Below are 19,869 nucleotides of genomic sequence, written 5' to 3' on the forward strand. Positions count from 1 at the left end.
TAAAAAGACACTTGTATTTTGGATACATTCATGACATGAAAAACACAATAGCTGAAAGAGTTTTCGATTTTTTAAAGGATTTTCCACCTTTTGATTGTCTTGAAAGCAGAGATTTGGAAATTATATCTAGAAATATAACCATACGATATATCCCAAAGAATGAAAATGTTTTTACCGCCGACGAGCAAGTCCACGATCATTTTTATGTAGTAAAAGATGGCGCTATTGGTATTTTTAGGGATCAAGATAAGGCCTTGGTAGATCAATGTGATGAAGGTGATATTTTTGGACTTCGTGCACTCATACGAAAGGGGAATTATATATTGAATGCAGAGGCAATAGAAGAAAGCATTATATATTGTATTTCTTCAGAACTTCTCGAAAATAACATCACCATCAATGCAAAGGCCAATAAATATTTGTTAGCAAGCTTTGTCTCCAATATTCGGAATCCTTATGCTCATGAGAACAGTGATTTTCTGGAAAATCAGGTAGAGAACATTCAGCAGAGCAAAACACATTTTACCGAACTTCATTCTGTGTCATATTCCAAAGATCCCGTAACGTGTTTGCCAAATGTGACCATAAAATTAGCGGCTCAGGTGATGAGCTCAAAAAAGATTGGTTCTATTATTATAACTGATGCTGAAAAACCTTTAGGTATTGTAACGGATAAAGATTTACGAACTAAGGTTGCTACAGGGGCTTTTTCTATAGATGACAATGTTGATCAAATTATGTCTTCGCCGGTCATTGCATTTGCTAAAGACATCACCGTAGCAGAAGCTCAAATCGCAATGTTACAGCACAAAATTTCGCATTTATGCATCACAGAAGATGGTACGGCTAATTCTAAGCTTCTTGGTATCTTATCAGAGCATGATATCGTGGTTTTACAAAGTAATACTCCTACCGTACTCATCAAAGCGATAGAACGCAGTAGTACCGATCAAGAACTAAAGTACATCCGCCAAGGTATACAAGAATTACTTCTTGGATACATGCAACAACAGATTCCTATTCCCTTCATTTTAAAAATCATTGCTGTGCTAAACAAAGCTATTATAGAAAAAGCAGTTTTACTTTCTTTAGCAGAAATGCATTCTCCCCTCCAGTCGAATTTACATTCCTAGCATTGGGAAGTCAAGGTAGAAATGAGCAACTACTTCTTACCGATCAGGACAACGCATTAATTTTTAAGGACGTTCCCGAAGAAAAGTATACCGAAACCAAAAACTATTTCATCACTCTTGCTTTTAAAATAAACCACAAATTAAATACGATAGGTTTTGAGTATTGTCCAGCAGAAATGATGGCTAATAATCCGAAATGGTGTTTATCGGTATCTCAATGGAAACAACAATTTCACAATTGGATTACAACTCCCGACAAGGATCAAATTATGTTATGCACGATTTTTTTGATTATGATTTTGTGTATGGAGATCATCAATTGATCGATGAACTTTCTGAAAGTATTTTCGAATCTATCAAAAACTATAATATCTTTCTGAATTTCCTCGGATTAGATGCATTAAAAAACCCTCCTCCACTAAGTTTTTTTAGACAATTTCTGGTGGAGTCCAGCGGAGAGCACAAGGATCAATTTGACATTAAATCCAGAGCAATCATGCCATTGGTGGATGCTGCTCGATTATTGGTCTTATCCCATAATTTTAAAGAGCATAACAATACCGTACTCAGGTACCAAAAGCTTGCGCAAATAGAGCCTCAAAATAAGACTTTGTATCTATCTTGTATTACTGCTTTTCAAGTATTGACAAAATTTAGAACTCTTCATGGTCTTCAACAAAATACTTCTGGACGATTTATTGATTTGAAATCTATCACAAAAGAAGATAAGCTAAAACTAAAACGATGTTTTACGGCCATAAAAGAAATACAACAACTCATACAAGTGCGATTTAATCTATCTCAAATATTATAATCATGTTTTCTTGGACCAAGAAAAAATCTTTACCCGATTTTTGGATGAACTATGCCAATCATTTTCGCACGAAAAAGAAACTTCATTTGCAGACTACACGATTTGTAATTTTTGATACCGAAACAACAGGACTGCACATCAAAAATGATCGCATTTTATCTATTGGAGCAATTGGTGTTACTTCGCAAATCATGAATGTTGGTGACACCCTCGAACTATATGTAAAACAAGATGTTTACAATTCAAAAACAGCAGAAATTCATGGGATTCTAAAAGAAGGAAATATGATAAAGGTGGAAGAGAAACAAGCCATAGTGCTTTTTTTAGAGTTTATTGAAGACGCTATTTTGGTTGCTCATCATGCGGCTTTTGACATCAGTATGATTAATACCTGCTTGAAAAGACTAGATTTACCCAAGTTAAAAAACAAAGTATTGGACACAGGTGATTTATTCAAAAAAACTACAATATGTTCAGATAGAAACAAACATTATTCGCTCGACGAATTGAGTGCCATTTTTAATATTAAAAAACAGGATAGACATACCGCTGCAGGAGATGCTTATATTACCGGAATCCTATTTTTAAAAATCGTATCTCATTTGATGCGAAAAAGGCATTTTTTTATCAAAGACCTATTCTTTAGGTCTAATCGAAAGGGTTTATTATGATATCCCTAATAAATTGAGAATAATTTTGCATTCGTTCTAAGAAATGGTTCTTTTAAATACCTATATTTAACGCCGAAAAAGAAACCTTATATGAGCGATACTTATAAAGTTAAGGTGAACCAAACCCATGAGTTCGAGTTTACCAAAAAAGACATCGATGCAACCGATGCCTTGTCTTCTACAGAAAACAAATTTCATGTAATTGACAATCACACTTCTTATCATACTGAAGTTATTGGATCTGATTTTAATCGTAAAACATATACGGTTAGAGTGAATCATACCGATTACCAGATAAACATTGCAGACGCTTTGGATATGCAAATAGCAGCAATGGGGTTCTCATTAGGATCTTCAAAACAGGTAAATGCTATTAAAGCACCAATGCCAGGCTTGTTACTGGATATCCATGTTGAACCTGGACAAGAAGTAAAAGAAGATGATCCTCTTTTAATTTTGGAAGCCATGAAAATGGAAAACGTGATTCTTTCTCCTAGAGAAGGTACTATCAAATCTATAGCTATTCAAAAAGGAGATGCTGTAGACAAAGGACAATTATTAGTTGAATTCGAATAAACTTATGAAAAAAATACTAGTTGCAAATAGAGGTGAAATCGCTTTACGAGTGATGAAAACCGCAAAAAAAATGGGGATCAAAACCGTTGCTGTTTACTCTACTGTAGATAGAAATGCTCCTCATGTGAGATTTGCAGATCAAGCGGTATGTGTTGGTGAAGCTCCGTCTAACCAATCGTACCTATTAGGATCTAAAATTATTGAAGTTGCCAAAGAACTTAATGTAGACGCCATACACCCAGGTTATGGGTTCTTGAGTGAAAATGCAGATTTTGCCGAAGAAGTTGAAAAGAATGGGCTGATCTTTATTGGACCAAAATCCAAAGCCATACAGGTGATGGGAAGTAAGCTTGCTGCCAAAGAAGCGGTAAAAGCATACGATATCCCAATGGTACCTGGTATTGAAGAAGCCATAACCGATGTTGAAAAAGCAAAAGCTATCGCCAAAGATATTGGGTTTCCAATCCTGATCAAAGCGTCTGCCGGAGGTGGAGGAAAAGGAATGCGCGTTGTAGAAAAAGAAGAAGATCTGGAATCGCAAATGGAGCGAGCTATTAGTGAAGCGACATCTGCATTTGGAGATGGTTCAGTTTTTATCGAAAAATACGTAGGATCTCCTCGACATATAGAAATACAAGTAATGGCAGATAGCCACGGTAATGTTATTCACTTATTCGAAAGAGAATGTAGTGTACAGCGCCGTCACCAAAAGGTGGTAGAAGAAGCTCCATCTGCAGTACTTAGTCCAGAGTTAAGAACTCAAATGGGAGAAGCAGCTGTACGTGTGGCCAAAGCTTGTGATTATTTGGGAGCAGGAACTGTAGAGTTTTTACTAGATGAAAATCATAACTTCTATTTCCTGGAAATGAATACTCGTCTTCAGGTAGAGCACCCGGTAACCGAGTTGATCACTGGTGTTGATCTGGTAGAACTACAGATTAAAGTTGCTCGTGGAGAACAGCTTCCTATCACCCAAGAAGATCTAACTATTACAGGGCATGCACTGGAGCTAAGAGTATACGCCGAAGATCCGCTAAACGACTTTTTACCGAGTGTAGGACATCTGGATGTATATCAAATCCCTGTGGGAGAAGGTATCCGAGTGGATAACGGTTTTGAAGAAGGCATGGACATTCCTATTTACTACGACCCTATGCTGGCAAAATTGATCACCTATGGCAATACCCGAGAAGAAGCCATACAATTAATGATCAAAGCCATTGATGAATACAAAGTAGAAGGTGTACAAACTACCCTTCCTTTTGGAAAGTTTGTTTGCCAACACGAAGCTTTTACTTCTGGTAACTTCGACACCCACTTTGTAAAAAAATACTATGCTGCGGATAAGATTGAAGCTGCGGCAGCACAAGAAGCTAAAATTGCGGCTATCGTAGCCATGAAACAATATATTAAAGATCAAAAAACGTTACGTATCCCAACGCATTAATTTATGGACGACAAGATTAAAACATTACAAGAAAAAGTTGCTCTGGCAAAACTAGGTGGAGGCGAACAACGTATCGATAAGCAACACGCAAAGAAAAAGTTAACCGCTCGAGAACGTATCGCCTATCTACTAGATGAAGGATCTTTTGAAGAAATTGGCATTCTGGTTACCCATAGAACCACAGATTTCGGAATGGAAAAAGAAATCTATTATGGAGACGGTGTGGTGACTGGATACGGAACGGTAAACGGTAGATTGGTTTATGTTTTTGCACAGGATTTTACCGTTTTTGGTGGAGCTCTGTCTGAAACTCATGCTGAAAAAATATGTAAAATCATGGATCTTGCTGTAAAAGTAGGAGCACCTATGATAGGTTTGAATGATTCTGGTGGAGCAAGAATCCAAGAAGGAGTAAGATCTCTGGGTGGATATGCAGATATATTTTATCGCAATGTACAAGCGTCTGGAGTAATTCCTCAAATCTCTGCCATTATGGGACCTTGCGCAGGTGGAGCGGTTTATTCTCCCGCCATGACAGATTTTACAATGATGGTAGAAGACACCAGTTATATGTTTGTAACCGGACCCAACGTCGTAAAAACAGTTACTAATGAAGAGGTTACTTCTGAAGAACTTGGGGGTGCAAGCACACACTCCACCAAATCTGGAGTAGCGCACGTGACTTCTGCCAACGACATCGAATGTCTCGAAGATGTGAAGAAGCTTTTAAGCTATCTCCCACAGAGTAATGCTGAGTTTCCAGAAGCACTACCTTTTACACCGGGAGAAGAGATTCGCGAGGAGTTGAGTACTATTGTACCTGACAACCCGAACAAACCTTATGACATGCATGATGTCATTCAAGGAATTATTGATGAAGACTCATTTTATGAAATCCACAAGGATTATGCTGAAAATATCATTGTTGGTTTTGCACGTCTCGGTGGAAAAAGCATAGGGATTATAGCTAACCAACCCTTATTCCTTGCAGGAGTATTGGATGTAAATAGTTCGAAAAAAGCGGCTAGATTTACTCGTTTTTGTGACTGTTTTAATATTCCTCTTTTGGTATTGGAAGATGTTCCTGGATTCTTGCCAGGTACAGATCAGGAATGGAATGGAATTATCGTTCACGGAGCCAAGTTGCTATATGCACTTAGTGAAGCTACAGTTCCAAGAGTTACTGTAATTACCAGAAAAGCATATGGTGGTGCTTATGATGTGATGAACTCGAAGCATATTGGAGCTGACCTTAACTTTGCTTGGCCAACCGCAGAGATTGCGGTAATGGGTGCCAAAGGTGCCAGTGAAATTATTTTCAGAAAAGAAATCCAGGCGGCAGATGATCCTGAGGCTAAATTGGCAGAAAAAGAAGCAGAATATGCAGATAAATTTGCCAATCCCTACAGAGCAGCACAACGTGGATTTATTGACGAAGTTATTCTACCAAAAGATACACGTAGAAAGTTAATCAAAGCGTTTAGTATGCTTGAGAACAAAGAGGTAGATCAACCCAAAAGAAAACATGGGAATATTCCTTTGTAATTCTATAAATATTAAATAAAGATTATTTAGAACTTTATCACCATATCAAATCGGGGATAGCTTTAGTACAAGTTATCCCCGATTTTAGTATCCGTTCTATTCCACACGTTCTCCTACACTCCACACATTTGTAGCTGCAGCATTTGCCACATACTCTTCAAAACGTATTGGTTTTCTTCCCAATACTTTTTCAACATCATTAGTGATTTCAGCATTTTTTGGATTACCTAATACTTCGGTAAACAAATATTCGATCAACCAAACAAAGTCTTCTGGTAAATTGGCTTTACGCATTCCATCACCATACTCCTGAACGGTAATCGGAACAAAAGTTATCGGGCGATTAATCGTTTTGGAAATCATAGCAATCGCCTCTTTAAAAGTAAGAGTTTCAGATCCGGTAAGTTGATAAATACTTCCATTATGAATATTATCCAAAAGTGCTTTTACGGCTACCTCAGCGATATCATCTGCATCTACAAAAGGAATTTTAACTTCAGCTTGTGGTAGTGCAACAAACCCGTCTAAAATAGGCTCTAATATAAAATTCTCACTAAAATTTTGATTGAACCAGCTCGCTCTAACAATGGTATAATCTAATCCAGAATGGATAACCACTTGCTCACACAACTCTGCCTCTCGTTCTCCTTTACCTGACAAAAGCACCAATTTTTTTACGGATGCCTTTTTAGCTTCAATAACCAATTGTTCTATCGCTTTTAATGCTCCAGGCACGGCCAAATCAGGCTGATAAGTGATATACACCTTTTCAATTCCTTGTAATGCCTGTGCCCAATTATCAGGTTGATGCCAATCAAAAGAAGGATTTGCCGACCGAGAACCAATGCGTACATTGTGACCTAACTTTTCTAACAGGCTTACTATTCTTCTTCCTGTTTTTCCGGTTCCTCCGATAACTAAAATGTTTTCTGTTTTCATTTTTTTTGTTTTTAATTATTACTGTTTATGAAATAAAATACCTGTGAGCAATAGGGCGAATGCCGTAAATGAGCTCACAGTACGAATCATATGCCATCGATTCCATGGTTTTTCGAAAGCAGTTCGTAAATCTGTTAATTGATTTGTTGAAGCTTGATGTAAAATAGTTTTGTCAAGCATTTCGTTTAGGGGTACGTTCTTAAATATGGTAACCAAGCCTACTCCTGCAAAAAACAATAAGGCTGCCATAAGAAAAGACCAAAATGTGTTTGAATTCATGTCTCTATGGAGATAGACATTCAGAAAAAGGAGTAACGAAGGAGCAAAAAAGACCAATAAAAAACTTGGGTTGATAATGGCTCTGTTTATGGCTTGAAAGGATTGTAAAAATGAAAGATTATCCAATCGACCAATACCCGGAGTTATTGCATTGGACCAGGTAAAACAAAGACCCGCCGTTAATCCAACACCTAAAATACTTAAGAGTACTACTATAGATTTGAATGTGATGTCCATAAGAATAGATTTTGCTGTTGTTGAATTAGATGTTTTTATACTTGATTACGGTCAAGTATTCTCCGGGAATTGACCTAAACATTCCTTCCACTTTGGAAATAGTAATAACTTGTAAATTACCCTGACTAAAAGATTGAACGGTTGCGTTGCCTTCAACCTCAACTAAAGAAGGCATGAGTAAGGTGATGGTTCCTAGAAAATATTTGAGTACGGCTATCATCGTTTACAGTTTTTGTGATTCGATGAAGCAAAATTCTGAAGAAAGTGCTGGGATTATTTATCCCAAAAGAAGTAAGATTTGTTCCAAAAGTGAATTACTTGATTTGACTCGGGCGATACCCAAATTTTTTAGCAAAAGCATTAGAGAAAGAACTTAAGCTATCATATCCCACCTGCCAAGCGGCTTCTTGTACCGTAGCTTTTTTATCATTGATTAATTTGTGAGCAGCATCTAATCGTTCATTTTGAAGATATTTAAAGACTGGAACCCCAAAGACAGCTTTGAACTCTTTTTTGAGTTTGGTAGTATTGATCCCAATTTGCTTAGATAATTCGGTAAGTGTAGGTGGATTCTCTAGGTCAGAACGTAAAATATCTCTTACCTGATTTAATTTATCCCGATGATTGGGTTTTGCTTCTTTATCCTTTAGTAAAGCCAGCTGACCAAAAAAATGAGAAAGTAAAGCGGTGATCTGACTTCGATAAAACATCATTTTTGTTTTACCCGTATAGGTATTCGTAAAAAAAGCATCTACGATACGTTCCATTTCTGGAGTCATAAAGAAACTTGGTCCTTCGACATAATGATCTTTGGGTTGAACCAATTCCTGAAGAAGCTCGGTAAAAATTTCACCTTCTTGATTTGGTAAATTTTCAAGATGACGTAATGCTGTGGCAACCACGATGCATTCTAAATTTTTGTTCGCCGAAACCGTATGTTTAAATTCTACGAATTTATCCGCATAGAAAGAAAGTGCCAACCCTTTGGTATACACAAAATCCTTTTGGTTTTCTTTAAAAGTAACCGATAGATCAACATTACCCGATCCATAAAACGCCACTGCAATTATAGGTTCATCAAAATAACACGCATCTACGGTAGTGACCTTAGATCTCGCTTCTTCTACTAAAATGACAAAATCATTGATATGAATAAAATCCCTGTTCATATGATTGTTGGATCACAATTGATGGTTTCGGTTGTTGAATTTCGGTAGTACCGAATTCCCTTGTGTTATAAAGGTAATTAAAATCGAAATATATAAAACAGAACATCCTACTAAAACCTGATCCATTATATTTCCCATCAACACCTTATCCATTGAAAAACAATAAATTACCCTCGAAAACCTTATTGTAAATAATTATTTTGTAACCTTTTTTAACTCCGTTTTGTCCAATGATCGTGAATTCACAAAGAACTTTTCAATCACATTAAAATTTGACATCATGAATATTTTTAAAATATATACGCTAGTGCTCTTTGTACTCTATTATTGCTCCTCTTTTGGGCAATCAGAATGGACTTCATTTAAGGTACCGGACGGAAGAAAAATCGAAGCACAACAATTAGATCAGCAACTACAGAAAGCTATGGATTCTATTGGAATACCTGGTATTTCTATCGCGATTGTGAATCAAAATCAAATTGTATACAACAAAGCATTTGGAGTTACTAGCTTGAAAACGAAGGTGCCCGTAACCAAAAACACCGTATTTGAAGCAGCTTCTTTGTCTAAACCTCTATTTGCTTATTTTTTGATGCAAATGACAGAAACAGAACGATTAGATCTAGACGAACCCTTTTACCCATACCTAAAAGCAATTTTTCCTGAAGGTGTTGTTGCACCCGAGTCTATGGAAGCTTATGCAAAACTAACGCCGCGCATTGTGCTATCTCACGGAACAGGAATCCCTAATTGGGTAAAGGGTAAACCCATCAAAATTGCATTTGAACCTGGAACTGGGTTTTCATACTCTGGTGAGGCGTATCAACACCTGGGAGCTGCTTTTGGTACCAAATTAGGACTTGGATGGGGTAAAAAACTGGATAGCCTTTTCATCAAGGAAGCCGCAAAACCTATCGGAATGCTACATAGCTTGTACACTTGGGACACCATTTACGAAAAAGATATGGCTATTGGACACATTGACGGCAAAGTCAATCCAGAGATCAATAGATTCAAAAAAGTAGGTCCAGGGTTTAGCCTACACTCAACTGCACATGATTACGCCTTATTTCTAATCGAAATGATGAATCCTAAACACATCCAAACATCTACCCGAGACGAAATGCTGAAGGAGCACAATCATTTTAAAGCGGATAACAAATTATTAAAAGAAACCGGACAAACGGGTTGGGGTCTTGGGTTTGCGCAAAAACCAACTCCAAACGGATTGATGCATTTGCATACAGGGAATAATCAGGATTTTCAAGCATATGCCATGTTCATACCAAAACAAGAATATGGTTTTGTAATCTTTGGGAATTCTAATAATTTATTCCCTCTATTAGAAAGTATAGAACAACTATTAGGAGAACACTTTTAAAAACTAAAAAATCAAAAATATGAACAGTTTAAATGAACTTTTGGCTATCCTATCGATCGTAGTAGCTCTTATCCTTGTAATATTTATCATAGCCCGATATACATACCTTATCAAAAAAACTATGATGGAGCATGGTATCTATCAAGAACAACAAAATAGTAAATTCAAATACCTTGATATTGGTTGTATTGTATTTGGACTTGGCATTGGACTACTTACCTCGTCTATCTTTACCACGATGAAGATCACCGAAGACACTATGGATTTATTGGTATGGGGTACTATTTTGGTATTCGCAGCAGGTGGATTGGTATTGGCACATTTTATCAGAAAGCGACTTGAAAAATAGCCCAATACAAAGAGATTACGAGTTAATCCGTAAAATTAATGATGGTGATGCATCGGCATTTAGACAACTTGTTTATTTGCATAAAGATGTATCACTATCTCTTGCTATTTCAATTCTGAAAGATCACAATTTGGCAGAGGACGTCTTACAAGACGTATTTGTAAAGGTGTATCATAAAATACATACCTTTAAATTTAAATCTTCCTTTACTACCTGGTTATATAGAATTGTGGTAAACACAAGCTATAACGAATTAAAAAAGCGGAAAAGCACTTTTACACTGGATGAACGAACCGCAGAAATACCAATAGTCGATAAAAGTAGTATTGACGAAGCAGATCAAAAAAAGTACATTAACCTTGCTTTAGAACGACTACGACCAGATGAGTCTTTGCTATTGCGTTTGTTTTATTTAAGTGAATTAAAAATCAAAGAAATTGAAAAAATCACGGGGCTTAAGACTTCCAAAATTAAAGTAGACTTACACCGTGGTAGAGAAAATATGTTATTTGAGTTAAAACAATTATTAGGGTCTGATTTAAAACATTTATTATGAAAGAAGAAGAACTAAAAAAAATCATCAGTAAAAGTACGGTAGCAACCTCTGATGATTTTTTAAACCATTTGATGCATCGTATTGATACCGAAAGGGAACTCAAAAAAGCATCCTTTTTAGGATCTTTCAAAAGTGTACTTATCGCTTGCTCCATTCTTGGATTGATAACAACCTTTATTTCCTACAAGTTCTTTTTAGGTAGCGAAGGAATAATTAACGTACCCAAGGGCCCAATATTCGTGGGGATTATCTTGATCCTCCTTTTTGGAATCAACAGCATTATAAAAACAAATCATAAACTACTCAAGGCGAAACAGAAAAAATTGATGTATTAATCCATGATTACCATACAAAAAAGCATAAGCATATTAGAATGCTTATCCTTTTGTAACTTATAATACTAGCAATGTTCAACAGATACAACGGCTAAGGTGCTTTTTGCAATATGTCTTCAAAATATTTTTGCCACTCCCCATTTTTGAGTTGTTCTCCGTATTCTATAAAATGTCCCTCTTCAGTTAATCCAAAAACGATTCTTCTACTTTCGCTAAAAGCAACAATGAATTTTTCATCCTGATAAACCCCTTTGTATTTCTTACCTCCTCTTCCTTTGGAATAGGGTGTATAGTAGTAAGATGCTTCCTTTTCATCATAATGAATTACGGTATGTAATTGTAGTGACTGTGATTTCAAGTCAATGGTAATGATATTTTTATCCAGTTTGTACGCTACCTTTTCAAATGCAGGTACTTTTATAATACTATCCTTTTGAAAAATACTGGATGTACCAATCCACTCTCCTATCATAAAACTTAGATTTCCCATTTTCTCTTCACTTACCGATTGACTATACCCTAGATTGAAGGTGAAGAAAACCATTGCAATCCACAAAAAGGATCTCCATGTTCTATGTAATGTATTACTTCTCATATACGATTTTACTTTTTAAGTATTCCTAAATATGCTTCCCAGGGGCCTACCTCGCTTTTATACTGTTTGGCCATGACTCTGGTAATCTGAGAAATATGGCCTAAATCATGCACCACCCAGGTAGACAATAGCTCTTTTAAATTGGCCTCTCCTAGCTCTGGATGCACTCCTTTCATCCTTAATTTGGAGGCATCAATTTGCATCGCTTTGAGTTCATCCAGGTTTTGGTCTCTTAATTCCTTGAATGCTTTCAATAAATCTTTAAGAGGAGTTTGTTGATTGGTTTGTAGTTGTGCAAATCGATCAAAAGGTGTAAATGTTTTGTTTTCACTTTCAGACAAAATCACCTTTGCTCTTGTTACCCAATCTGTCTTTTCACCATGAATCAAATGGCCTACGATATCATATGGACTCCAACTTTCTGATCCTTCGTTGTTCTTTGTCCACTCATCCGATAATCCATCTAATAACACTTCCAACACTAGAGGCGTTCTTTCTAAAATTTCTATTGATTTATTGATATCAAACGTCATACAAAATCTATATACTGAGTAATTTTTAGTTTTGTCTATCTCTAAGTTCTTTAGGAAACCTGTCTCCTACCAGATGAAGTTGTATCCCATGCTCCAACCAGGTTTTTAGACCAGCTAATACCATCGTGAATCCTCCCGTTGTATCGATCAATAGGTGAATCAGCTCATCTCCTTGGCCCTTCAATTCAGCATTAGTAATGGTCACATAAGTGTTTTTTCGGTAATTGCATCAAAATCCCAAGTCACCAGAGAATGGTCTTGTCCTTCTCCCCATTCGATTTCTATGGCTTTATTAGGTAAAATTTTTCTAACCAATACCGGTGCCTCTACATTGTACATATCCCAGCCCCATATCAGTTTTTTACCTTCTTCCAGTTTTCCAGAACTTCGGGTAAACCAGAATTTTGTGGTAGTCGCCGGATCAATAAAGGCTTCAAATACTTCAGCAACAGGTTTCCGAATCATCATAGAAACCTGGGTAGAGGTTATGGATTCTTTCATTTCGATTCTTCTTTTAATACTATTTTCTTTATCAGTGCAATTTGTCCAAGATGATAATGGGTATGTTCTATAATACCAAGCATGTTACGATGATAACTCCCATACTTTTCATCCACAAAACTTTCCTGTAACTGTGCTTCGGATAATTCCTGTAAAAGCGCTGTAAATTCATCTACTTCTCTCCAAGTTTTTTCTAATAAGGATTGCCAGCTTTCTTCAGAGTCGATGACAGGGCAATCAAAACTATACTTATCACGTATCGTAAGCTCTCCTCCTTTCAACACTTCAAGCACTCCTCCTACATAATATCCAATATGATATACTAATACAGCAATAGTATTTAAATCATATAATTGGGTAGTCGCTTGTTGCCAGGTCATCCCTTCGAGTTGTTGATAAAGGTTACTACCTGTCATATTTGGGCCATAAAATCCCTCTTTAAAATGTCTGGCTAGATGATGTGCCGTTTTCATCTTGTCTATTGTTTCTTTATGGATTGAAAAATAAAATAACCTATTGCCCCAAAAATTAATCCAAGAAATATGATTAAAAAATAATTCCCTAATCCTTGTTTGCCGTACAAAGCATTTTGAATGGTGATGTAAATGATATACGCAAAACTACCAATGATAATGGTTTTTAGCATTCGTACCATTTTGGCACCTATTGTATATTGTCTTACTTTGTTTTCTTCGGTGATATCATTTGGGTAGTTGAACAAATGAGGATGTCGGGTTAAAATACTCAATCCTATATATAAAGCTATCCCCACAAGAGGTAAGGTCCAAATTACATTTTTTTGACCGAAGCCATCGGGTTCACCATCAACTCCATAATGACGGGGAATAGATTCTGGTAAATCATTATAATGTAAAATAGGCAGTGCGATCAATAATACAACTGCTAAAACACCGAGTATTTCTATAATAATGTCAAATCGGTCTAAGGTTAGCCTTACTTTTGGTGCATTCATATATTGTACATGTTTTTGAAAATCCCTAACACAATTATTCTTCGAGCATTGCAACTACTCTAGCCGGAGCAGCCGATGCCCCGACAATTTTTAATGGAAACACGGCTATCTTAAAACCGGTATATGGAAGCGCATCCAAATTTACCAATTGTTCCATATGACAGTACTCTTTATCCCGTCCCACCAAATGAGCTTCCCAAAACAATTCTGGGTCATTTGTTTCTTTAGCTTTTTTAACCAAATACGGAAGCGGAAGATCCCAACCCCAAGAATCTATACCCATTACCTTTATACCCTGATCAATAAGCCAGGATGTAGCTTCAGCGCTCATTCCGGTCCCTACTTTATGGAAATCCTTGGTGCCATTAAATTTATCACGCCCTGTTTTAATCAAGACGATCATGTTAGGTTGTAATGCTAGGTTGTTTGCTTTCAAAAAAGATTCGATATCAGAGACTGTGATCGCATCAAAATCTTCTTTATGTTTCATATCGATAACTAGTCCATCTCCATAACACCAATCCAGTGGAATTTCATCTATGGTTTTTGATTTCTCTCCATTGGTAGTTGGCGAATAATGCCATGGAGCATCTATATGTGTAGTAGCATGAACACCCATCTTTTGAATGGTATCATCTGCCCAACCCACAAATCCCTTTGGAAATAATTTGAAAGGAAGGCCAAAAATTCGAATCAGCCATTTTGCTTTTTTATGAGGTTTATGCTTAATCTTTACGCGCATAAACCAGGGATCATTCTTATTGTACTGAATAGGTTTTGAGAGGTCTACTATTTTCATTTATGTCAGGTCAATTAGTGATCCTGAATGTACAAAATTTACATTAGATAATTCTCTCTTTTCATTCCCTAACATCAAAATAACGCTCATTTTGTTGTTAACCAAAAAAGAGGCTAGAATACTCCAACCTCTTTATTGCAAATTTTATGAGATGTTCTCTTTTTTCTTAGTTTAAGGTAGCCACAGGAGCAGTGTATCCTCCTTTTCTTACAGATCCGTTTGTACCTGTACGGTTACCTCTCATTAATAAGATTCCTGCTACGTGCGGCGATGCCATTGAAGTACCAGAAATTCTATTAAATTGACCGTTTAACCAAGTAGACCATACCGCCGTACCAGGAGCCCAACGATCTACACTTCTTCCAAAGTTTGAAGTACCAGCTGCAGTTCTTGAACGAGTCATGTTACCCACATTCCAAGAGTTACTTGTACGTAATCTTTGTGGTGAGTAAAATTGTGTATCATCGTTACTATTTCCTGCTGCCATTGCTCCAATTGCTCTGTTTTCAAGGTTTCTGAAAGCATTATCGATAGCCTGAGAAGTAGCTCTGTTACGGAAACCAACACTGTAATTCCAAGTGTCTCCGTTTCCTGCATTATTAGCTACATAATCTACACCAGAAAGAATCCCTGAAGTAGCACCACTACCTTGAGCATTTAATACTCTAACAGAAACTACAGTAGCTCCATAGGCAACACCAATAACTCCTGAACCATTGTTTCTTGCTGCAACAGTCCCGGCTACGTGAGTCCCATGTCCGTTTTGATCTTGCCAAGATCCACCAACAAAACTTCTACTTCTGCTAGTGTTGATATTTAAGTCACTATGTGGTGCAATACCACTATCGATAATCCAGCAAGTTCTCCCGCTACCATTAGCTCTTCCCACTAGTTGTACACCCCATGGTAAAAATTCTCCATTTGGAAGTCCAACATCTTTAGTAGCTCCTTTTTCGTCTGCAGTTGCAGGAAGTGAACTCACAGGTTTACCCATATCCATATCTAGTTTATGGATATAATCTGGCTCTACAAATGCTACAGCAGGATCATTGCTAAGTAATTCTGCTTGTTTTGCAGAAATATTAGATACTGTAAAACCCTGAAGTGCAGTACTGTAAACCTGCTTTAAATTGCTTTCTGAAATTGAGTATTTTGATAATGTTTGTTGAGATTTCGCTTGTATTTGGGCTTTTTCGCCATTCAAAGATTGATCTCCCTTGTATACTACAATATATTGATTAGGTACTGCTTGATCTGCACCTATATTTTCGAAAGAGTCGGTTTCAATTCCCGTTTCTAAATCTGTAACTTCAGCATCCTTTTCACAACTGTAAAAAAGAAAAGAAAAAGCTGTAAGTACACCTAAAATTCTAAGTTGAGTTTTCATTGATTTTTGATTTGTGTTAAATAATTAATTAAAGTTGAAATAGTTGAGATCTCATAATTAGCGGATTAAAAGTAGAGATTAATTCTTACACACAAATACGGCAAAAACGTAGTAGAATAAAGGTTAAATTTGGTTTACTTGTTTCTAAGTTGTAAAAAAAATCGCTCAACATTCAGTAATGCAAAAGTGTTGCATTACTGAATTTCAAAGAGTTAAACAAGAAATAACATACTGTTAAAATGCATAGAAATAATCATGAAAAATTTAAGTGAGCGATTAACATATTTTGACTGTTAATTAACTTTATTTTAACAAAATTAACACCTTTAAATGGCCAAATGTTAACGTATGAGTCATAAAATCAGCACTATTACCCTTATTTTTCATTTAAAACAAGTCAAAAAAATTCCTACAGAATACTTGACCGTACATATTGTTTTTCAATTTTCATGATTTTGTGAGATTTTATGTGCTGTTTTGTTTAACGTTCTCAACAAAGTGCTTATACATTTACATTAGTTTTCAGGGATAATAACTTGAATCAGTAATTGTACTGATTTCCTAAAAAGCGGTAATTCTACTCTTCTATCAGAACCACCATACCACTAATTTTGAAGTATACAATTTATTAAAGGCGGTATCTGAAAAGCCTATCATAATAGAGTAGGAATCAAAACTTGAATATTATGGGATTTTACGGAAAAGAACCAGTAACACCAGAAAAGTGTAGTGTCATCTATTTGTGGACAGGGTTAAGAACTCCAGGTATATTTATCGTATCTGTTGAAGGAGACGCACCCAATTATTCCACCGGATTTAGCCTGGTACGTGATGCGCACTTTGTTGGTGGTTTAAAAATTGATGTTATGGGTTGGACCGGACCACTGGGAAAAGGCACAACTCCATATAAAGTTAAACACTCTTTTGAAGGAGAGTATCTACCCAAAGTTGTGATTTCTGCATCAAACGGTAATTTTGTTGTGGATGTAAAAGAAATACCACATGATCAAGTGGATGATTACATCAAATCAAAAGCAGCACAAGGCTCAGAGAACGTTTTATTTTCCTAACAGTAATCAAAATACAACAGTATTTTAATTACCCTAAAACGACAAACCTATATTGCTTGGGAAAGCGATATAGGTTTATTAAGATTATTACTTATTTTTTATGCTATATCTGGGTGTACTCTGTAATACCGATGTTCATCCCAAATACGGTCATTTTTTATAACTGATTTTTTGAAGATCCCCTCTTTTTGATATCCGTTCTTCTCCAAAACCTTCATGGAAACTACATTGAATTCAAAAACCCCGGCAAATATTCGTCTTAAACCTAAGTTTTCAAACCCGTACTTAGTGATTAAGGCAATAGCCTTTGTTGCAATACCCTTACCCCAAAATGGTTCTCCTATCCAATATCCAATTTCAGCAGAATTCGTATACACATCATCTTGAAAGATTAAGCTGATCACTCCGCATAACTCTGAATTATAAATGATACCAAAACTTCCGATTGGTTCCTTCTTAGACACCATATCTATAAATGCTATTGCATCCTTTTCTGTATAAGGATATGGAAAATAATCCCGAAGGTTATCCCATACTTTTTTATTGTTCGCCAATGCGGTCAAATGCTTAACATCAGCCGATACCAAAGGCCTTAACGTAACAGATTCTTCTTTCAAAAGCTATTTCCTTTAAAAATAAGAGGGTTCAACATAAAACAACAATCCATCACAGGGCTTTTTCCATGATTTCTTCAACAACTTCAGGATTTAACAGTGTACTTGTATCTCCAAGATTACTAGTGTCTTTTGATGCTATTTTACGTAAGATACGTCTCATAATCTTACCACTTCTGGTTTTTGGCAATCCTGGAACAAATTGTATTTTATCCAATTTGGCAATAGGCCCGATGCGTTCCGTGATTTGTTGATTTACTTCTTTACTCAGGTTATTTCGATCTCTGGTTTCTCCCGTTTCTTTCAAAATGATATACCCGTATAATGCATTTCCTTTGATATCATGTGGAAACCCTACAATGGCAGATTCTGCTACTGCCGGGTGCTCATTGATAGCATCTTCGATAGGCGCAGTACCCAAATTGTGTCCAGAAACAATAATAACATCATCTACCCTTCCAGTAATTCGATAGTATCCAACCTCATCTCTAAAGGCCCCATCTCCTGTAAAGTATTTGTTTTCAAAAGCAGAAAAATAAGTTTCTTTATATCGTTGATGATTACCCCAAATCGTTCTAGCCATAGATGGCCATGGAAATTTAATACACAATCGACCATCCACCTGATTTCCTTTAATTTCCTGACTATTCTCATCCATCAATGTAGGTTGTATACCCGGTAATGGTAAGGTCGCGTAAGTGGGTTTTGTAGGTGTCGAAAATGGAATTGGGGAAATCATAATACCTCCTGTTTCTGTCTGCCACCAAGTATCTACAATAGGGCTTTTCTTCTGCCCTACATGATCGTTATACCAATGCCAGGCTTCTTCATTAATAGGTTCTCCTACTGTTCCCAAAACCTTAATACTAGATAGATCTCTCTGGGTAACATAATCCAAGTTTTCTTTTGCCAAAGCACGTATGGCAGTTGGCGCGGTATAAAACTGCGTTATTTTGTGTTTTTGGACAATATCCCAAAATCTACCAAAGTCCGGATACGAAGGCACCCCTTCAAACATAACTGTAGTTGCACCATTTGCCAATGGACCATATACAATATAAGAATGACCTGTGATCCACCCTATATCAGCAGTACACCAATAAATATCATCCTCTTTGTATTGAAATACATTTTTAAATGTATACGCAGTATACACCATATATCCCGCAGTAGTGTGCAGCATTCCCTTTGGCATCCCAGTCGATCCCGAAGTATATAAAATAAAAAGAGGATCTTCGGCATCCATAACTTCAGGAACACATTCTTTATCCGCTTCTTCTAACAAGGGTTGTAACCAATAATCACGATCGGCTTTCATTTCAATATCAGAATCGATGCGTTTAGCTACCAAAACAGTTTCCACTCCAGGACAACTGTCTAATGCATCGTCTACAATTCCTTTAAGGTCTATCGTTTTGGCTCCTCGGAAAGATCCATCAGAAGTGATCACCATTTTTGCATCGCAATCATTAATCCTGGTAGATAATGCTGTTGCAGAAAAACCTGCAAATACCACCGAATGTACTGCTCCTATTCGTGCACAAGCCAAAACTGAAATAGCCAACTCAGGAATCATAGGGAGATAGATACAAACACGATCTCCTTTTTGAATTCCTTTTTTCTTCAGCACATTTGCAAACTTACACACTCGTTCATGTAATTGTTTATATGTTATGTGCTGTGCATCTTCATTCGGATCATTGGGCTCAAAAAGAATAGCTGTTTTATGTCCGCGATGACGAAGGTGTCTATCAATACAATTCTCTGTAATATTTAGTTTTGCTCCTTCAAACCAGGTAACCTCTGGTTTTGTAAAATCCCAGCTCAATACATTTTTCCATTTCTCTCGCCACATAAAGTGTTCTTCTGCCACTTCTGCCCAAAAGGTTTCTGGGTCTCTCACCGATTTTCGGTATACCTGATAATATTCTTCAAGATGTTTTATGTGATAATTACTCATTGTTGG

At 36.6% G+C, this 19,869-nt stretch carries 26 protein-coding genes; 12 read left to right on the plus strand and 14 right to left on the minus strand.

Annotated elements, in window-relative coordinates; all coding sequences use genetic code 11:
* Positions 1 to 35 precede the first annotated feature (35 nt).
* From AC0L3Q_RS15675 to AC0L3Q_RS15705, 7 genes are all read left to right on the plus strand, one after another.
* Entirely contained in the window at positions 36 to 1,133 is a 1,098-nt protein-coding gene (locus AC0L3Q_RS15675; protein ID WP_473280829.1) for a CBS domain-containing protein, read from the plus strand.
* Between the two features lie 2 nt (positions 1,134 to 1,135).
* On the plus strand, positions 1,136 to 1,456 hold the full coding sequence (locus AC0L3Q_RS15680) for a DUF294 nucleotidyltransferase-like domain-containing protein (protein WP_473280831.1): 321 nt from the start codon (positions 1,136 to 1,138) through the stop codon (positions 1,454 to 1,456).
* Positions 1,408 to 1,947, plus strand: coding sequence for a putative nucleotidyltransferase substrate binding domain-containing protein (locus tag AC0L3Q_RS15685; protein WP_473280833.1), 540 nt, complete (start codon positions 1,408 to 1,410; stop codon positions 1,945 to 1,947). Before AC0L3Q_RS15680 ends, AC0L3Q_RS15685 begins: the two co-directional genes overlap by 49 nt.
* Before the next feature lie 2 nt (positions 1,948 to 1,949).
* Positions 1,950 to 2,618, plus strand: coding sequence for a 3'-5' exonuclease (locus tag AC0L3Q_RS15690; protein ID WP_473280835.1), 669 nt, complete (start codon positions 1,950 to 1,952; stop codon positions 2,616 to 2,618).
* Positions 2,619 to 2,708: 90 nt separating this feature from the next.
* Positions 2,709 to 3,194 carry an acyl-CoA carboxylase biotin carboxyl carrier protein subunit gene (locus AC0L3Q_RS15695; RefSeq protein WP_473280837.1) on the plus strand — a complete coding sequence of 162 codons (486 nt, stop codon included), beginning with the start codon at positions 2,709 to 2,711 and terminating at the stop codon, positions 3,192 to 3,194.
* 4 nt (positions 3,195 to 3,198) lie between these two features.
* A complete protein-coding gene (gene accC / locus AC0L3Q_RS15700) occupies positions 3,199 to 4,641 on the plus strand; it encodes an acetyl-CoA carboxylase biotin carboxylase subunit (RefSeq protein WP_473280839.1) in 1,443 nt (480 codons plus the stop codon).
* A 3-nt stretch (positions 4,642 to 4,644) separates the two neighbouring features.
* The gene (locus AC0L3Q_RS15705; protein WP_473280840.1) at positions 4,645 to 6,186 is read left to right on the plus strand and encodes an acyl-CoA carboxylase subunit beta; all 1,542 of its coding nucleotides are present in this window, start codon (positions 4,645 to 4,647) and stop codon (positions 6,184 to 6,186) included.
* A gap of 96 nt (positions 6,187 to 6,282) precedes the next feature.
* On the opposite strand, the gene AC0L3Q_RS15710 is transcribed toward AC0L3Q_RS15705, so the two are convergent.
* The 4 genes from AC0L3Q_RS15710 to AC0L3Q_RS15725 all read right to left on the minus strand — a co-directional run bounded on the left by AC0L3Q_RS15710 (position 6,283) and on the right by AC0L3Q_RS15725 (position 8,810).
* The gene (locus AC0L3Q_RS15710; protein WP_473280842.1) at positions 6,283 to 7,125 is read right to left on the minus strand and encodes an NmrA family NAD(P)-binding protein; all 843 of its coding nucleotides are present in this window, start codon (positions 7,123 to 7,125) and stop codon (positions 6,283 to 6,285) included.
* Between the two features lie 18 nt (positions 7,126 to 7,143).
* Complete coding sequence (locus tag AC0L3Q_RS15715; protein ID WP_473280844.1) at positions 7,144 to 7,641, minus strand: anthrone oxygenase family protein; 498 nt, start codon at positions 7,639 to 7,641, stop codon at positions 7,144 to 7,146.
* A 25-nt stretch (positions 7,642 to 7,666) separates the two neighbouring features.
* Positions 7,667 to 7,861, minus strand: a complete 195-nt coding sequence (locus tag AC0L3Q_RS15720) for a hypothetical protein (RefSeq protein WP_473280846.1) — start codon at positions 7,859 to 7,861, stop codon at positions 7,667 to 7,669.
* A 94-nt stretch (positions 7,862 to 7,955) separates the two neighbouring features.
* Positions 7,956 to 8,810: a helix-turn-helix domain-containing protein gene (locus tag AC0L3Q_RS15725; RefSeq protein WP_473280848.1), complete on the minus strand. Its 855-nt coding sequence runs from the start codon at positions 8,808 to 8,810 to the stop codon at positions 7,956 to 7,958.
* 280 nt (positions 8,811 to 9,090) lie between these two features.
* Here AC0L3Q_RS15725 and AC0L3Q_RS15730 point away from each other — a divergent pair, with 280 nt between their 5' ends.
* From AC0L3Q_RS15730 to AC0L3Q_RS15745, 4 genes are read left to right on the plus strand one after another with little or no spacing between them, the layout of a single operon-like run.
* Positions 9,091 to 10,191 (plus strand): serine hydrolase domain-containing protein, encoded by a 1,101-nt coding sequence (locus AC0L3Q_RS15730; protein WP_473280850.1) that lies wholly within the window; start codon positions 9,091 to 9,093, stop codon positions 10,189 to 10,191.
* 19 nt (positions 10,192 to 10,210) lie between these two features.
* A complete protein-coding gene (locus AC0L3Q_RS15735; protein WP_473280852.1) occupies positions 10,211 to 10,540 on the plus strand; it encodes a hypothetical protein in 330 nt (109 codons plus the stop codon).
* Positions 10,530 to 11,096, plus strand: coding sequence for an RNA polymerase sigma factor (locus AC0L3Q_RS15740; RefSeq protein WP_473280854.1), 567 nt, complete (start codon positions 10,530 to 10,532; stop codon positions 11,094 to 11,096). Before AC0L3Q_RS15735 ends, AC0L3Q_RS15740 begins: the two co-directional genes overlap by 11 nt.
* Entirely contained in the window at positions 11,093 to 11,431 is a 339-nt protein-coding gene (locus tag AC0L3Q_RS15745; RefSeq protein ID WP_473280856.1) for a hypothetical protein, read from the plus strand. Before AC0L3Q_RS15740 ends, AC0L3Q_RS15745 begins: the two co-directional genes overlap by 4 nt.
* Before the next feature lie 91 nt (positions 11,432 to 11,522).
* Here the strand turns inward: AC0L3Q_RS15745 and AC0L3Q_RS15750 are convergent, their stop codons facing one another.
* From AC0L3Q_RS15750 to AC0L3Q_RS15785, 8 genes are all read right to left on the minus strand, one after another.
* Entirely contained in the window at positions 11,523 to 12,026 is a 504-nt protein-coding gene (locus AC0L3Q_RS15750; protein ID WP_473280858.1) for a hypothetical protein, read from the minus strand.
* Positions 12,027 to 12,034: 8 nt separating this feature from the next.
* Positions 12,035 to 12,559, minus strand: a complete 525-nt coding sequence (locus AC0L3Q_RS15755; protein ID WP_473280860.1) for a DinB family protein — start codon at positions 12,557 to 12,559, stop codon at positions 12,035 to 12,037.
* Positions 12,560 to 12,584: 25 nt separating this feature from the next.
* Positions 12,585 to 12,764, minus strand: a complete 180-nt coding sequence (locus tag AC0L3Q_RS15760) for a hypothetical protein (RefSeq protein WP_473280862.1) — start codon at positions 12,762 to 12,764, stop codon at positions 12,585 to 12,587.
* On the minus strand, positions 12,761 to 13,060 hold the full coding sequence (locus AC0L3Q_RS15765) for an SRPBCC domain-containing protein (protein ID WP_473280864.1): 300 nt from the start codon (positions 13,058 to 13,060) through the stop codon (positions 12,761 to 12,763). The genes AC0L3Q_RS15760 and AC0L3Q_RS15765 overlap by 4 nt, the downstream gene beginning before the upstream one ends.
* A complete protein-coding gene (locus AC0L3Q_RS15770) occupies positions 13,057 to 13,533 on the minus strand; it encodes a DinB family protein (protein ID WP_473280866.1) in 477 nt (158 codons plus the stop codon). The genes AC0L3Q_RS15765 and AC0L3Q_RS15770 overlap by 4 nt, the downstream gene beginning before the upstream one ends.
* A gap of 5 nt (positions 13,534 to 13,538) precedes the next feature.
* Positions 13,539 to 14,033: a DUF1648 domain-containing protein gene (locus tag AC0L3Q_RS15775; RefSeq protein WP_473280868.1), complete on the minus strand. Its 495-nt coding sequence runs from the start codon at positions 14,031 to 14,033 to the stop codon at positions 13,539 to 13,541.
* A 34-nt stretch (positions 14,034 to 14,067) separates the two neighbouring features.
* On the minus strand, positions 14,068 to 14,832 hold the full coding sequence (locus AC0L3Q_RS15780; RefSeq protein WP_473280870.1) for a cyclase family protein: 765 nt from the start codon (positions 14,830 to 14,832) through the stop codon (positions 14,068 to 14,070).
* A 166-nt stretch (positions 14,833 to 14,998) separates the two neighbouring features.
* Positions 14,999 to 16,219: a S8 family serine peptidase gene (locus AC0L3Q_RS15785; RefSeq protein ID WP_473280872.1), complete on the minus strand. Its 1,221-nt coding sequence runs from the start codon at positions 16,217 to 16,219 to the stop codon at positions 14,999 to 15,001.
* A 686-nt stretch (positions 16,220 to 16,905) separates the two neighbouring features.
* Here AC0L3Q_RS15785 and AC0L3Q_RS15790 point away from each other — a divergent pair.
* Entirely contained in the window at positions 16,906 to 17,289 is a 384-nt protein-coding gene (locus AC0L3Q_RS15790) for a hypothetical protein (protein ID WP_473280874.1), read from the plus strand.
* Positions 17,290 to 17,387: 98 nt separating this feature from the next.
* On the opposite strand, the gene AC0L3Q_RS15795 is transcribed toward AC0L3Q_RS15790, so the two are convergent.
* Complete coding sequence (locus AC0L3Q_RS15795) at positions 17,388 to 17,906, minus strand: GNAT family N-acetyltransferase (protein ID WP_473280876.1); 519 nt, start codon at positions 17,904 to 17,906, stop codon at positions 17,388 to 17,390.
* A 49-nt stretch (positions 17,907 to 17,955) separates the two neighbouring features.
* Positions 17,956 to 19,863 (minus strand): acetate--CoA ligase, encoded by a 1,908-nt coding sequence (acs, locus tag AC0L3Q_RS15800; RefSeq protein WP_473280878.1) that lies wholly within the window; start codon positions 19,861 to 19,863, stop codon positions 17,956 to 17,958.
* Between the last annotated feature and the right edge of the window lie 6 nt (positions 19,864 to 19,869).

The organism is Aquimarina sp. KJ22-3 (assembly GCF_055808215.1).